Origin of the sequence: Catenovulum sp. SX2, assembly GCF_052056295.1 — a bacterium.
Lineage (GTDB): Bacteria > Pseudomonadota > Gammaproteobacteria > Enterobacterales > Alteromonadaceae > Catenovulum.
Map to the genome: position 1 here is coordinate 1,862,971 of NZ_CP182493.1, position 16,086 is coordinate 1,879,056.

Annotated in this window: 7 protein-coding genes; 3 read left to right on the forward strand and 4 right to left on the reverse strand. The window is 40.7% G+C overall.

The window, feature by feature from the left end; all coding sequences use genetic code 11:
- Positions 1-123 precede the first annotated feature (123 nt).
- Complete coding sequence (locus ACMZOO_RS07835; protein WP_440906129.1) at positions 124-1,350, forward strand: EAL and HDOD domain-containing protein; 1,227 nt, start codon at positions 124-126, stop codon at positions 1,348-1,350.
- 144 nt (positions 1,351-1,494) lie between these two features.
- Positions 1,495-3,318 (forward strand): translational GTPase TypA, encoded by a 1,824-nt coding sequence (gene typA, locus ACMZOO_RS07840; RefSeq protein ID WP_440906130.1) that lies wholly within the window; start codon positions 1,495-1,497, stop codon positions 3,316-3,318.
- Between the two features lie 121 nt (positions 3,319-3,439).
- Here the strand turns inward: typA and ACMZOO_RS07845 are convergent, their stop codons facing one another.
- The 4 genes from ACMZOO_RS07845 to ACMZOO_RS07860 all read right to left on the reverse strand — a co-directional run bounded on the left by ACMZOO_RS07845 (position 3,440) and on the right by ACMZOO_RS07860 (position 13,588).
- Positions 3,440-4,444: a LacI family DNA-binding transcriptional regulator gene (locus ACMZOO_RS07845; protein ID WP_440906131.1), complete on the reverse strand. Its 1,005-nt coding sequence runs from the start codon at positions 4,442-4,444 to the stop codon at positions 3,440-3,442.
- A gap of 644 nt (positions 4,445-5,088) precedes the next feature.
- Complete coding sequence (locus ACMZOO_RS07850; RefSeq protein ID WP_440906132.1) at positions 5,089-7,677, reverse strand: hypothetical protein; 2,589 nt, start codon at positions 7,675-7,677, stop codon at positions 5,089-5,091.
- 742 nt (positions 7,678-8,419) lie between these two features.
- Positions 8,420-10,768: a glycoside hydrolase family 2 TIM barrel-domain containing protein gene (locus ACMZOO_RS07855; RefSeq protein WP_440906133.1), complete on the reverse strand. Its 2,349-nt coding sequence runs from the start codon at positions 10,766-10,768 to the stop codon at positions 8,420-8,422.
- 75 nt (positions 10,769-10,843) lie between these two features.
- Entirely contained in the window at positions 10,844-13,588 is a 2,745-nt protein-coding gene (locus ACMZOO_RS07860; protein ID WP_440906134.1) for a TonB-dependent receptor, read from the reverse strand.
- Positions 13,589-14,119: 531 nt separating this feature from the next.
- On the opposite strand from ACMZOO_RS07860, the gene ACMZOO_RS07865 reads away from it, so the two are divergent.
- The gene (locus ACMZOO_RS07865; protein WP_440906135.1) at positions 14,120-15,922 is read left to right on the forward strand and encodes a glycoside hydrolase family 53 protein; all 1,803 of its coding nucleotides are present in this window, start codon (positions 14,120-14,122) and stop codon (positions 15,920-15,922) included.
- Positions 15,923-16,086 lie beyond the last annotated feature (164 nt).

A 16,086-nucleotide genomic window follows, 5' to 3' on the forward strand; every position in this document is an offset into this window, starting at 1 on the left:
AGAAAAAATTTAGCGAGGTTTTAGAAGAATATTTAACTCTTTTACAAAATCACTACGGATAATTGGCAAAACAACTTTTGGTCAATTAAGATTATTTGTTAAGAAACGTAAACAAGTCCACTTATGGCAAAAAAAATTTATACCGCCCGACAGCCTATTTTTAATCGCAAACAAAATGTGGTTGCCTACGAACTATTGTTTCGTGACGGGCCTGAAAACATCTTTCCGGAAAATATTGACGCGACCCAAGCAACCTCGCGTCTGCTTGTTCGCACGCATTTTTCGCAAGGGTTAGAAACAATAACCAATAGTAAACCTGCTCTGATCAATTTTTCGGAAAAATGTTTGTTGAAAGAATTACCGTTATTGTTGCCGAAAAACAAGGTAGTGATTGAAGTATTAGAGTGTGTTGAACCCACTGGTAAAATTTTGGAGATGTTTAAAAAGCTCTACCAAGCAGGTTACCACATAGCTTTAGATGACTTTGTTTTTGATCCCGACTGGCAACCATTTTTTAAGTACGTAAAATTAGTTAAATTCGATATGCAAAATACTCGAATTGACACAGCTCAACAGCATATGGAGCAAATACGCCGCTATAGCAAAAACTGTCGTTTTTTGGCGGAAAAAATAGAAGATCATTTAATGTTTGAGCAAGCTGAAGCAGCGGGTTTCAACTTTTTTCAAGGTTATTTTTTCTGTAAACCAGAAATGTATGCCTCCAACGAAATTGAAAGCAACAAACGCATTTTAATTGCTTTATACAAAGAGCTGATGCGTGAAGAACTCGATTTCCTCAAAATTACTCAATACTTTGAGCAAGATTTAAATCTTTCGTACAAGCTACTGCGTTTTATTAATTCTGGGTTATTACCGATCACACAAAAAATGCAGTCAATTCGTAAAGCCATAGTGTATTTAGGCGAAAACGAAATGCGCAGACTCATAGCATTATTAACCACCAGCGTGTTGAGTTATGACAAACCTAGAGAGCTTATTCGCCTAGCGACCATTCGCGCGCGTTTTTGTGAACTCATGGTCAAACGGCACACACCTCAATTAAAAGAACATGCTTTTCTGGCTGGGTTATTTTCGCTATTAGATGCCATTTTGGATCAACCACTTGAAGAAATACTCGACACTCTGCCTCTGTCTGAAGAAATCGTCGAAGCCTTAACCACTTACCATCAAACGCCAATCAAAATTGCGTTAACGACTATCAAATTATACGAACAAGGTAGTTGGCACTTAACCACAATGGAAGCGATGAAACTTAGATTTAGTTACGATGATGTATGCAGCTGTTACAAACAAGCGATTGAGTGGATGCATAACTTCGAATCTTGTTAGTGCGCTATTCTGGGCAAAATTGTTAACAAATATTCTATATAGGTAATTGACTAAAATTCGCGTATAATGCGCGCAAATTTCACGAGGTTGCTCAAACATAGGGCTTGACCTCAGTTAAACCCTGTAAATATAGAAGTTAACCTGATGAACTTGAATAACTTACGCAACATCGCAATTATCGCGCACGTTGACCACGGTAAAACCACGCTAGTTGATAAACTATTGCAACAATCTGGTACGTTAGAAAGCCGCGGTGACGCGGAAGAGCGTGTAATGGACAGCAACGCGTTAGAGAAAGAACGTGGTATTACTATCTTAGCGAAAAATACCGCTATCGATTACCGTGAATTCCGTATCAACATTCTAGATACCCCTGGACACGCCGATTTTGGTGGTGAAGTAGAACGTGTACTTTCAATGGCTGACTCAGTGTTGTTGTTAGTTGACGCGCAAGAAGGCCCTATGCCACAAACGCGTTTCGTAACGCAAAAAGCTTTCGCACACGGTTTGCGTCCAATTGTTGTTATCAACAAAATTGACAAACCGGCAGCTCGCCCTGATTGGGTAATAGACCAAGTATTCGACTTATTCGTAAACTTAGGTGCAACTGACGAGCAATTAGACTTCCCTATCATTTATGCATCTGCTATTAACGGTTGGGCAAGTACTGAAGAAGACGTGCAAAAAGACGACATGAACGATTTGTTCGATGCGATTTTAGAGCACGTTGAACCGCCTGTAGCTGATCCTGAAGGTCCATTACAAATGCAAATTTCACAGTTAGATTATTCTAACTATGTAGGTGTAATTGGTATTGGTCGTATTAAACGTGGTACAGCTAAAGTAAACCAACAAGTTACTGTGATTGGTGCTGACGGTAAAAAACGCAATGGTAAAATCGGCCAAGTATTAGGTTATTTAGGTTTAGATAGATACGAAAAACAAGACGCAAATGCCGGTGACATTATTGCGGTAACTGGTTTAGGCGAGTTAAAAATCTCTGACACCATTTGTGATCAAAACGCTGTTGAAGCTTTACCAGCGCTAGTTGTTGATGAACCAACTGTTACCATGACTTTCCAAGTAAACAATTCTCCATTTGCTGGTAAAGAAGGTAAATTTGTTACTTCTCGTCAAATTTTAGAGCGTTTACAAAGCGAATTAGTCCACAATGTTGCTTTACGTGTTAAAGAAACTGAAGACCCAGATAAATTCCGTGTATCAGGCCGTGGTGAATTACACTTAGGTGTTTTAATTGAAAACATGCGTCGTGAAGGTTACGAGTTAGCAGTATCTCGTCCTGAAGTTATCTTGCGTGAAGTTGACGGTGAGTTACAAGAACCATTTGAAACTTTAACTGTAGATATCGAAGAAGAAAACCAAGGTACTATCATGGAAAAACTTGGCTTGCGTAAAGCTGAGATGACTGACATGGTGCCTGATGGTAAAGGCCGCATTCGTATCGACTTTATCGTACCTAGCCGTGGTTTAATTGGTTTCAAAAACGAATTTATGACGTTAACTTCTGGTACTGGTTTGATGTACCACTCATTTGACCACTACGCAGCACACAAAGGCGGCGAAATCGGTCAACGTTTGAATGGTGTACTTATTTCAAACGGTATGGGTAAAGCTGTTGCATACGCATTGTTTACGCTACAAGAACGTGGTCGTTTATTTGTTGAGCACGGTGTTGAAGTTTACGAAGGTATGGTTATTGGTATTCACAGCCGTGACAACGATTTAACTGTTAACCCATTAAAAGGTAAGCAGTTAACTAACGTTCGTGCAGCAGGTACTGACGAAGCGTTAACTTTAACGCCACCAATCAAGTACACACTTGAGCAAGCATTAGAATTTATTGATGATGACGAATTAGTTGAAGTAACGCCTAAGAGCATTCGTGTTCGTAAGAAGTTCTTAACTGAAAACGAGCGTCGTCGTGCATCACGTGAGAAGAAAGACTAATTATTAGCTTTCTTTGCTTGATGTAAAAAAAGGTTGCTGCGGCAACCTTTTTTGTTTGTGTATTAAACTCGTAAGCTAAACAGAATATTGCGAGCAGAGTAATGCTAGTCCTATGAATCCACTATTCAGTGATATCCGCCACAGATTGGCGTTCAACTAAATCAGCCATAAACAGATGGGTTTGTTTAGAATGTTTAGCTTCTTCTTTAGCTAACGACAAAGACAACTCAACTGCATATTTAGCCATTTCTTCAATTGGGTAATTCATTGTGGTCAGTTTTGGCAAACATGCTTTAGAAATTGGCAAGTCATCAAAACCAACTACAGATATTTCTTCCGGTACTTTAATACCCGCTTCGTATAATGCGTGCATCGCACCTATTGCCATTAAATCGTTATAAGCAATAATTGCCGTGACTTTTTTGCCACTGGCGAGCAGTTGTTTTGTAGCTTCTTCACCACCTTTAATATTGGCGGTTGATTCTATTACTCTATCGTCTGCTAGTTGAATTCCACGCATCATCATAGCTTGTTTAACTGCTAATAAACGTGCCATAGGATCGCCATTTTGATAAATACTGGTGATCACAGCAATATCTTTATGGCCTTTATCTAACACGTAATTTGTCGCCGTTTGCGCACTAGTGTTGTTGTCAAACCAGACACAGCGCTCTGAGATTTCTGGAATAAAACGGTTAATCAATACCAAACCGGGGATCTGTTTGCTTAGCTCGACTATCTTGTCTTTTTCAGAATATTCACTGTGTAGGATAATAGACTTACAGCCTTGGCGTACCAGTGAATTGATCGATTCTAACTCGGTTTGGCTTTCATACATTGAGTTGCACATCATTAAGTGCAAGCCTTTTTCACGTGCAGCTTCTTCAGCACCTGCTGCGAGTGAGCCAAAAAACGCCATGGAGATTTTTGGGGTTACTAATCCGACAATTGGTGCGTCTTTGATGATGTGTGGAGGCGTGTAGTTAGCGCGATAGCCTAACTCTTGGATTACTTTGGTCACACGTGCACGGCATTGTTCTCCAACTTTACCTTGTCCATTTACCACTCTGGATACGGTTGCGGTAGATACACCTGCTACTTTTGCTACATCTTTTATTGTGACCATGTCTTTCTTTTACCTACTTGTTGTTTTATTAGTTGCTTTGTTTATTTTTGGCAAAGTCAACCGATTATACCCAATGAATGTTTTTTTGCACATTTCAAAAATTCGCATAGTCGGCTGCGAATTCAGTGCTCTTAATCCATAAGGTAAATGGGATATTTTTCGTCAAAACGCTGTAAATACTTCCATGTACGCTCCCAAACAACATCCATGTTGTTTGAAGTTTGACTCAAAACATTCCCATCCACCTTATTAGCAATGTGCTCACTTCGAAAATAATCACCGCGACACAGTTGCCAAACAAAAGCATACTCGAGTGCTGATTTTCTAAAACTTCTTTATCAGGGATGATAAAGCAGAGCGTCCACGGATGGATTCACAGCGTTTTTAGAAAATTATGCCTCGAGTGGGCTTAATTGCACCCAACTCGCCGCCCGCCTAAACAATGCACAAAGCTAAATAGCGCACTATGCAAATTTTACGCAGCAACACGGCAGCCAGATAAAAGCATACTCGAGTGCTGATTTTCTAAAACTTCTTTATCATGGATGATAAAGCAGAGCGTCCACGGATGGATTCACAGCGTTTTTAGAAAATTATGCCTCGAGTGGGCTTAATTGCACCCAACTCGCAGCGACCTGATTGCACTACTTCGCATATAAGGCAATAAACTCAATTTCAATGCCGTGCCACTTATTCAACTCAGCGCTTGAATATTTACCCACATCAAACGCAATTTGAATGCCCTGCATTGCATTAATATCATCCTGCTGCCACTCAGAATTTGGCAATACATGCTCACGCTCTGCCGGCATAAACATAGGGTACGACTTAGTCAACATAGTGGTTACAGGCTGCAAACTCGCCAGTGGAATTAACTTATACTGCCACTGATCACCCACAGTCATAGTTGTGCCATAGGCTAAGCTGTCTTTATTTAACAAACCAAAGCGAACATGCTCTTGTTTATTGTGCGCGCGAATTTTCACTAACACATGCTGATGTTTATTCAGCTTTTTGCCCGCTAACATATTGTTTTCCGGCAAAGCTAAACGCACCAACCAGTTGCCATCTTCTTTAGATAAATTATCCATTCCCAACTGCAAAGCAATTGTTTGGCCAGTATCTGATAGAGCTTGATCCCACTTAGCACGACCTTCTTTTGGATAAATTTTTGCAGCAAAATCAGTATTGGCGTTAAACAACTCGATCATGCTGTGTTGTGGCAACAATTTAGACTGCCAATAATCTTGCTGAGCAACAAAATCCCACTCGTTTGGATGACCAACTGACTTACCCGGGAAAGTTAAAGTACCTTTTTCTGTAGTCACCGCAATTGCGTATTCGACCAAACCAGGTTTAGTCCAGCTTGATGGTAATTTAGCCGTAGCGGTTGCACCGTATAACTCCATTGGGTAGTGTTCAAAGTTGCGATATTCTTTGTAACGAATATACAAATCTGCACTTAACACTTTTTCAGGGCTACTTAACTCAGCGCTGAATTGAATATTATCACCAACATTAAACTGGCGAGTTGGCTGATGCCACAGCTCAGTTGTACTGGCAACCACACCTTGTGGTAAGTAATAATTCGCATCTACTGCGGCAATTTGTTTGTCCGATACTTTTTTATTGCTCACTAAATAAATACCCGGCTGAACCATTAATTCATCCGCTTTTACTTTAGTGCTCGTTTGGCTTGCTCGATGTACTTTACCTGCAGCATCCGCTTGGGTAATTGGCGTTAAATACACTGTTGATTTTAAGTTAGGTAAATCAATTTGCATTTTGTGTTTAGCGACAACCAATTGGGTTACTTTGCGTTTTAAACTACCAGGTCTGTGCGGGTCGTCTAACTTAACAACGTCAGGATAGACTTCTAGTAACCAAGTGCCATCTTCAATTTTTTCTAAGAAATACGCACCATTACCTGAATATTTAACCACAGGCGAGTCACCAACACCGGCAACCAATTTAAGTTTTTTCGCCGCTTTTGGTTTAGTATCTGTATTGTTACTGTAAACAAACTGCTCAGTTAAATTAGCCACTGTCAGGTTAGATTGATAGTTTATGCTAAAGTCTTCAAAGTTATTGTTTAGTGGATACTCTTTAGCTTGGTAGCCGCGCGGTAACGAACGGAATATATAACCCGCCGCCATTAAACCCATGGCTTTTTTCGGCGTATACATCAAGTTCATATAGTGAGTGTTGTATTCCGCATTTGAATCAGCCAAAACACCTGGATCGTAAGCAAATTGTGTCGCCCACTGAAAACCTCGCTCACGGAAACTGCGCGCCATAGCTGGATACATAACGTTGCGGGTAACATCTGCCGCATCAAACTCATAAATCATTTTTGCTTTGTTTTGGCATTCTTCAATACCAGCAAATGGGTCGTGATATTCATCAACATTAAACAATACATTGGTATTAACACGCGTACCTTTAATTAAGCCTGTTGGATACCATTGGTAAGCAACACCATCAATGTCCGACTTACACAAGTTTTGCGCAAACTCCTGCCAATCACCTTGCTCAGCTGTGTTATAAAACAATGGCTTATTCACACCCGCTTCACGTGATGTTTTAATCAGCGCATTTACGTATGCTGTGATTGCCACTGCATCTAAATGTTTGGGTTCGTTAAATAACTCAAAAGCGATGATGTTTTCATCCGTCGCTATTTTTTTGCCTGTATATCTATTTGTGTGGTTATAAAACTGACTTAGATACTTTTGGGTTTTGACTACAGCTTCTGGATTGCTATTCATGCCAGATTTGTCATATTGACTGGCAAAACCGTCGGTTGGTTGATCTGGCTCTGGGTAACCATTCCCCCACCACGCAACTGGTGTGATAATTGATTTAATGCCTTTTTCGGCAAGACGCATCATTAAGTAGTCAAATAGTTCTAAGTGAACGTTATCAACTAAATTACCGTCTTGGTCTGAAATTTCTCTATCCCAGATATGTACTCGGTAGGCATCAAGCCCTAGCCTTGCGATATGGTCTACATCCATATCAATTGCTTTTTTGTGATCAAGTCCTTTTGCTTTTATCGCACGGTAACCAAATGCAAATGGGGTGTTGTAGTTGACCCCAAAGCGTGTCATTTCTTGACCGGCTTGTTCGTAAACTACACCACCTTTAACAAATGCATCAGCCGCATTTGCGTTGTTGTATATAGCAGCACTGCCAATCAGTACGGCTAGGATGCTTAGTTTGTTTAATTTCATCTTTTTGCCCGTTTTGATCAAAAAGGGAGCTCATAATGGCTCCCTTTATTGTTATTTTTATAAACCTAATTTTGTGTGTGTTTTTGCAGCTACCGTGTTAAATCGGCTGCGAATTCCGTTTAATAAATCCATAAGGCGAATGGGACATTTTTCGTCAAAACGCTTTAAATCCGTCCTTGGACCGCTCGCAAAAGATATCCCTATCTTTTGAAGTTTGACTCAAAACGCTCCCATTCACCTTTTTAGCTTTTGCATTGCCTGCTGATTCGAAAAAAAACTTCGAATTCCACCTCGCAACACACGCGCCAACATTCTGCTCAACTCAAATAATGCACTTTGCCAAACTCGAGTAGCGCTGCCATTGCTAATCAAAAGTCTGCTCGAATGCTAAATTTCTAAAACCTCTTTATCATGGATGATAAAGCGGAGCGCCCATGGATGGGTTTACCGCGTTTTTAGAAATTTATGCTTCGAGCGGGCTTGCTTGCACCAAGTGCACAACAATCCGAAAGCTCTCGCCAACATTCTGCTCAACTCAAATAATGCACTTTGCCAAACTCGAGTAGCGCTACCATTGCCAATCAAAAGTCTGCTCGAATGCTAAATTTCTAAAACCTCTTTATCAGGGATGATAAAGCGGAGCGCCCATGGATGGGTTTACCGCGTTTTTAGAAATTTATGCTTCGAGCGGGCTTGCTTGCACAAAACATGCAGCGAGCTAAGCCCTCTCAATTCCAATAACTTACAAACTAACCTGAGCTTTAAAACCAGATTCAGTCGAAGCTGAAATCACCTTACCAGCGAATTGCTCACCCACTTTAACAACAGCAGTCGCAACACCTTTCTCAGTTAAAATGCTGTGCGGATTAGTCACAACTAAACCATCTGGCACAACAAAATTAACAGTTACACCATTGTCATAAGTCGGATTACCATTAGCATCCACCAACTGAGCACGAACAAAAATCACATCATTCGCAGCTACCGGCTTGCCTAATTCAGCAACAGACATTTCAATTGCAGCCGCTTTACCCGGTGTTGCCACCTTATGCTCTGCAACTAACTCATTGCCGATATAAGCTTTAGCGACTAACTCACCCGCAACAAATTTCTTCAAATTAAAGTGCATAGGTGGATGTTTTAAATTGCTCGATAAAGCTTCTTTTTTCGGCTTCTGGCTTTTAACCAACTTGCCGTTTAAGTGAATATCAACACGCTCAGCATTAGTAAATACACGCACGTTCGGATCTGAAAATTCATTCCAATCGCTGGCGATATGCACCATAGGGCCAGACTCATACGCATCAGACTTCACCTCAGGTGAACGCTGACTTTGGTAGAAGTAGTAGCTGTATTTAGGCATACGATAAATGCTTGAAATACCTGAAGACTCAAGGTCGTCTGCATAACCACGGTTATAATCAAACATTACCCAAAAACCGTCAGCGTGCGCTGGAGTTGATAAGTTATCGTTATGCGCTTCTTGAATATTGGTCGCTTGTTGCAACAAACGTTTTTCACCTGCAGTAATTAACTGACGGCTAGTACGTTCTTCAGCTTTTAAGTCGCCCCATGCATCTTGGTTTAAACCAGCGTTTTGTGCATAGTATTCCCAGTCGCCATACTCAGAAACATTGTATGGCTGTTTTGGCTCGTCATAATGCTGCATTCTATGTTGACGTGCTTGTAGGTAAATATCGTACTCTTTCTGCCAACCAGCTGACAAAGCACCTGGGTATTCAGCATCAACAATATCATCTAAGCCTTTGATAAAATCAGGCGGCATCCACGATTCATTTAACGAACACTCCCATGCTAAAACACTTGGGTGGTTGCGATCTCGACGCAATAAGTCGGTACATGTTTGATAAATCTGCTCTTTGAATTCAGGGAATGGCGAGTAGTACTGCCAACCTAAAATCGCATCAATCAAAACTAAACCTAATTCATCTGCCGCTTGCATAAAGGCTTTTGAATGCGGGTAATGTGACAAACGCACATAATCAAAACCTGCTGATTTAATTAAATACGCATCGCGATAATCAGCTTCTGGTGAAGTTGCATAACCAACATGTGGATATTCTTGGTGACGATTGACACCGCGTAAGAAGAAAGGTTCGCCGTTAATTAATAGCTGATGTTTATCATCAAACTTAAATTCGCGAATACCAATTTGGTTAGTTTGACTGTCAACCACTTGGTCGTTTTGTACAACTTCAGTGACTAACTTATACAAATGCGGATGATGTGGATGCCATAATTTAGGCTCTGTCACCGCAATACTTTGGCTAAATTGTTGCGCTTGCTCGGCAGCTAAGTCAACTTGGTCAACTTTAGATGCAACCAGTTGGCCATCAAACCACAAGGTTTGTTTCACGCTAAACGCCGCTGGATTTTTGTTTGCATTAATTACGTGAGTTTTAACTTGCACTTCAGCGCGCGCTTCACTCACAACAGGTGTGGTAATAAACAATCCGCCTGACGCTACTTCATTCACCTGCATTTCGTCAGAAATATGCAGCGCGTTTTTCACAATTAACTTAACGTCGCGGTATAAACCACCGTACGTATTAAAATCTAATAAATGCAAAGGTTTAGGGCCAGTTAACCAGTTATCTTGGTTATCAAGGCGTACCAATAAGTTTAAATTCTTTTTGCCTGCATATTTGGTTAAATCAAAAGTAAATGGCAAATAACCACCAACATGCTGACCCAAATATTCATCATTTAACCAAACATCGGCAACTTTCATTGCCCCTTCAAAACGCAAATAAACTGATTTACCGGCTTTGATGTTAGATAAATCTAAAGTCTTTTTATAAAAAGCGATACCTTGCCATTGGTCATTAACCACTAAAGGTTCTAATTTAGGCGTATGCGGTAAATTAACTTGCTGCCAGTCAGCTGACTCTGGCGCAGCGATTTTTGATTTGCCTTGAGTTCGTTGGAAAGACCAAGCTTGATTTAAAGAAATTTCGCCAATGATGTTATCTGTGACGATTTGCTCTGCAACCGCGTCGGATTGAGTTGAAGATTGTGTACAGCCAGCTAAAGCAAGCATTACCGCACACGGAACTAAAAGCTTACGCATGAAAAAAACCTCAAAAAATTAATGTGCTAGTAAAGAATAGTCGATTGCCCGAAAAACGGGCAATCTAAAGGGTGATTACATTGAGTAAGTGAAACCAACTAAGAAACGACGACCCCACTCAACATTTTGAGCTGGTTTTTCTTTGTCATTATCCCAGTAACTGACAGAAGCTTCATTGGTTAGGTTTTGACCTTGTAAAGTCACTTTCAAATTATCATTAACTTGATAACCAATAGTTGCATCAACAGTGGTTTCTGCTTCATTCAAGTTAACTTCAGTAGGTTTCCAACTGTTAATACCAGTGTATTCGCTGCGATAGTTAACTGACACACGTGCGTCAAAGCCATATTGGTCGTACCAAAGCGTTACGTTACCATTATGTTTAGACATACCACCTAATGTGTATGGATTTTCTACAGGTTTAAATTCATACACCTTACTATCAATGTAAGAGTAGTTACTGAAAATACCTAGACCATTAAACGGCTCAGGTAGATCATCAAATGAATGCTGGAACATCAACTCTAAACCAGAGATCTCTCCACCGTTGCCGTTTAAAGTACCAGTAAATTGGTAGGTGTTGCCGTCAAACTCAATCTCTCCGTCAGTTAAACCAACGTGAGATTTTAGATCTTTGTAGAATACCGCAACAGTTGCTGCTGATTTTTCACCCCAATAATATTCGTAACCTAAATCGACTTGATCAGCGATATAAGGGTTTAGTCTTGGGTTACCGCCACTTGCTGTTGGTGGTTGCCCGATAGGATCAACACTAAAGCCAGTTCTCATTTCAAGTAAAGGTGGTCGAGCCATTGTACGGGCTGCGCCAAAACGAATTTGTGAATCTTCAGTAATGTTGAATAATAAATTCACAGATGGAAGTACTTCGTCATACTCATGTGGAATTGCAACAGCCTCAATGCTTTCTGGTACTTCATACCAATTTCCGTCAGGATCTTCAAACCAACCACCTTGAACTTCATGACCACTCGATAAAACTTCTGTTTTAGCGTAGCGAACACCAAAATTACCGGTAAAAGGTATATCACCTAGGTCACCCGACATATCAAATTGAACGTAAGCTGCGGTAACTTTTTCATCTAACACCCAAGAAGCAGTTAAGTTTTTATCGCTGCGAGTGCTATCAGGATTGGTTGAACCACCAAAGGCTTCTTTTGCGACATAATCCCAATCCTTAAAGGTATAAATACCAGCAGTTACATAGTCCCCACCAATAGAGTATTCCATGCCAATATCGTCCATATCGCCCGATGCAGTACGAACCCAAGTATTAACCTCATCATTTTCTTTAGTTCTGTCTGTGTATTTACCGCCAAAACTTAATTTAGTTAACACGCCTATATCTAAATCGCGAGAAAAGTCTAGGTTAATATTAACCATTTCGTCAGTTAGGATACGGTCTTCCGCGCCTTCCATCGTTGCGTATACGTCACCAACTATTTCATACCAATTGACACCATCATCTGTAGCCCATTCACCAGTACCTTGCACCGCATGTAAAGCCCAATTTTCTGGATTAGCAACATCACCGACAGTCTCTATAATTTGCGCTGCGTTAGTGTCTTTTGTGTTAAAACCGAGGTCATAGCTTTCGCCATCATATATTGGGGTAATTCTAACCCAAGCAGATTCGATACTCGCTTTTGAGTAGCCGATATCAGCACTAATGGTCCATTCATCCCCAACATATTTAATGTTCGTACCTGTAGCAAGCATCTCATTTGTTTGGAACCAAGTTGGGATAGCCGATTCAATGCCTGAAGCCATGCTACCAGTAACTAATTGCTCAGAACCATCCGCTTTTTCAATAAAAACAGGTTCAACGCTTGACCCTTGATATAACCAAGAGTCATCACCTCGATAGTTACCTAAAGTACCAGCGCCAAATTGGTCATCTCTTTCTTTGATATCAAATTGAGAGTAGAAAACATCATGTTTAATTCTCAAAGCATCTGATGGCTGAAAATCTAGAATCAATAAAGCGCCAGTACGCTCATTGCTACCACGCTTAGATTTTGCCACTACACCCCAAGGTGCATGCTCTGGTATTCCATTACCGTTAATATCACCTCTGTCACCTGCATTATTATAATCCCAAGATTTAACACCTCGTTCTAGTGAAGGTTGATCTTGATAGGTTAAACCTAGTGCATAACCAAAAGAATCAGATAATTGGTCTACAATACTAAAATTAAGCTTTGAACCTTTACCGTCAGTATCAGGTAAATCGGATGCTAAGTCGTTATACATAGCCGTCGCGCCAAAATTAATTTTGCGACCATCTTTATCTAGCGGGCTAACAAATTTAAGGTTTACTAAACCAGAAATACCACCTTCATTGTTACTTGCTAACGGGCTTTTAAATACTTCAACAGCATCGATCAATTCAGCAGGAAACTGCTCGTAACGAACATCACGACTAGGCTCCGCAGATACAATCTCACGACCATTCATAGTCGCTACATTTAAGCGAGGGCCTAAACCACGAATAGAAATACGGCTGGCGTTACCACGGTCACGTGATGCAGCAATACCCGGTAAACGAACAAGCGAGTCTGTAATGGATACATCAGGTAAAACACCAATATCATCAGAAGAAATAATCTCTACTGTTGAACTAGCAAAACGCTTTTCGCGTAATGCTTTGCCTAAGCTGGCACCAAAACCACGGATTTGTATTGTTTCTATTTCTTCTTCCGCTGCTGAGTTTTGTGCTTCTTCCGCTTGAACATTATTGCTGATTAATAGAGCTTGGGTAATTGCCAATGCAATTGCGCTGTGTTTGATTCGTGTGTTCATGTTACATCGCTCTCCTTCGAGCAGTTACTTGTAATATGTTGCTAACAATTAAAGTTTATAAGGTTGCTTAATTTGCATTTTTTAACATTAAAATTACAAACAATGTGCAACTGGTTAATATTTATACCCATTAAACGAACAAAATTCAATTAAAACTTTCATTATTTTACCCAACAAAGGGTAATTATTTACCCAAAACCATCAACAAACAGCGTAAGCGACTGATAAATATAAAAATACCCAAAACCACCCTGTTTACCCTTAACCTTAAACAATGCCTACCTGTAATATCTATCCAGTTGTAGTGCACTAATTAACCAGTTAAATGTTTAAATTATCGGCTGATAACGACAGCTTTAGGGTAAACAGCTTGTTACCCTTGTTAGCAATATGAAAAAAATGCCACTATGAAACATGCAATTACCTTGCCTTAAATCAGGTAATTTTACCCACCCCATTGAAAAGCATTTCCCACAGGATAAAATATTAACCAAGCATTAACAAAACACACACAACAAATCGGGGTGAATAATGAAACTAACCTTTAAGCAAATAACTCAATCAATTGTTGCAGCTAGTTTGGTTGCAGCAGGCAGTGCCAATGCTTATTACAAGGGTGTTGATTTATCTTACGTCAATGAAATGGAAGACTGCGGCGCAACATATTATGAAAATGGTCAAGCAAAAGACCCATTCGAAATTTTTGCAGACCAAGGGGCAAACGTGGTTCGAGTGCGCGTGTGGCACGATCCAACTGCACGTTCAGCATTACCGAGCAGCTATTCTGGTTATCAAGATGTAGTAGCAACTATTCAACGCGCAAAAGCAGCTGGTATGCGCGTTATGTTGGATTTTCACTACTCAGATAACTGGACTGATCCAGGTGAACAAGTTATTCCAGCAGCATGGCATCATTTAATCAATGACACTGACGCACTGGCGGCTGAACTATACAACTATACTTATCAAACCCTAACCGACTTAAACAATATGGGCTTAATGCCAGAATTAGTGCAAGTAGGTAACGAAACCAACGGTAACATTTTAAGTGACGAAGGTGCCGACCTTTACCCAGTTGATTTTAATCGCCAAGCTCAGTTATTAAATGCAGGTTTACAAGCAGTAAACGATGCAGCGCAGCAGTCGAGCATAAAACCAAAAACCATTTTACATATTGCCGATCCGAACAATGGTGAGTGGTGGTACAGCGGTGTGCGTGATGGTGGTATTCAAGACTACGATATTATCGGCTTGTCTTTTTACCCTGAATGGCATGCTGGCACAGTTAGCCAAATTGGTGACATTGTTGCAAACTTAAAAAGCAATTACGGCAAAGAAGTAATGATTGTTGAAGTTGGTTCACCTTGGACCAGCGACAACAAAGATACTGCACCAAATATGATGACCATCTTACCACCAGGTTATGGTGCGCCCTCTATCGCCAACCAACGTGACTTTTTAGTCGATTTAGCCAATGAAGTTTATAACCGCGGTGGTTATGGCACACTTTATTGGGAGCCAGCTTGGGTGAGCACAGGTTGTCAAACTCAATGGGGTACAGGTTCACACTGGGATAATGCAACTTTCTTCGACTTTAATAACAATTTAATTCCGAACGGCGGTGTTGAATTTTTACAACAAACTTATGGTGATGGTTCATTGCCTGATACCGGCCACGGTGGTCAAACTGTTACTTTTAAAGTAGACATGAATAACAGCGGCACATCAGGTACACCTTATATTACCGGCAGCTTCTCAGGTGATTCGAGCTGGCAGATATTGGCAATGACAGACGAAGGCAACGGCATTTATAGTTACACCACCAGTATAGCTGCAGGTGAAACTGGCGGTTATTTCTTCTTGTCGGCGAATGATTGGGCAAGCCGTGAAACTGTACCAAGCGAATGTGCTTTGATGTGGGGTAACGACCGCCAATACACAGTGACAACCGGCGAAAATGTATTTGCCTATCAATGGGCGAGTTGTGATGAAATTAAAGATCCAACCGACCATTCAGATATTGGCAACGTAACTTTCCGCGTAGATATGAATGGTGCACCAGCAACTCCAGCTTATATCACTGGTCAACTTGGTAATGGTAACGATTGGCAAATCGTTTCTATGATGGATGAAGGCAACAACATCTATTCATTTACCACTAATCTTGCTGAAGGTACTGAAGGCGCATATTACTTCTTAAGTGGCAGCGACTGGGCCGATAGAGAATCTGTGCCAAGTGAATGTGCATTGATGTGGGGTGTAGATCGCCAATTTATCGTTGGCAGTGGCTACAATACTTTTGCCTTTAAGTGGGCAAGCTGTGAAGGTTTATAAACACCTTTATTAACCTTCACAAACCGAATTCAGGCGTGCCACACACATGGGCTAAAACGGGGAGCGCGCCTGAACACTTGGGTGAAAAGCCCGACTAACAATAACAATCCTCAAATGTTTGCGCAAAATGACAAAATGAGGAGTGTCCTCCCATTTATGAGTGA

Excerpts from the sequence above, each read along its gene's own strand:
- ACMZOO_RS07850 (WP_440906132.1), bottom strand. The coding sequence starts at position 7,677 with ATGAAATTAAACAAACTAAGCATCCTAGCCGTACTGATTGGCAGTGCT.
- ACMZOO_RS07835 (WP_440906129.1), top strand. The coding sequence starts at position 124 with ATGGCAAAAAAAATTTATACCGCCCGACAGCCTATTTTTAATCGCAAA.
- ACMZOO_RS07865 (WP_440906135.1), top strand. The coding sequence starts at position 14,120 with ATGAAACTAACCTTTAAGCAAATAACTCAATCAATTGTTGCAGCTAGT.
- typA (WP_440906130.1), top strand. The coding sequence starts at position 1,495 with ATGAACTTGAATAACTTACGCAACATCGCAATTATCGCGCACGTTGAC.
- ACMZOO_RS07860 (WP_440906134.1), bottom strand. The coding sequence starts at position 13,588 with ATGAACACACGAATCAAACACAGCGCAATTGCATTGGCAATTACCCAA.
- ACMZOO_RS07845 (WP_440906131.1), bottom strand. The coding sequence starts at position 4,444 with ATGGTCACAATAAAAGATGTAGCAAAAGTAGCAGGTGTATCTACCGCA.
- ACMZOO_RS07855 (WP_440906133.1), bottom strand. The coding sequence starts at position 10,768 with ATGCGTAAGCTTTTAGTTCCGTGTGCGGTAATGCTTGCTTTAGCTGGC.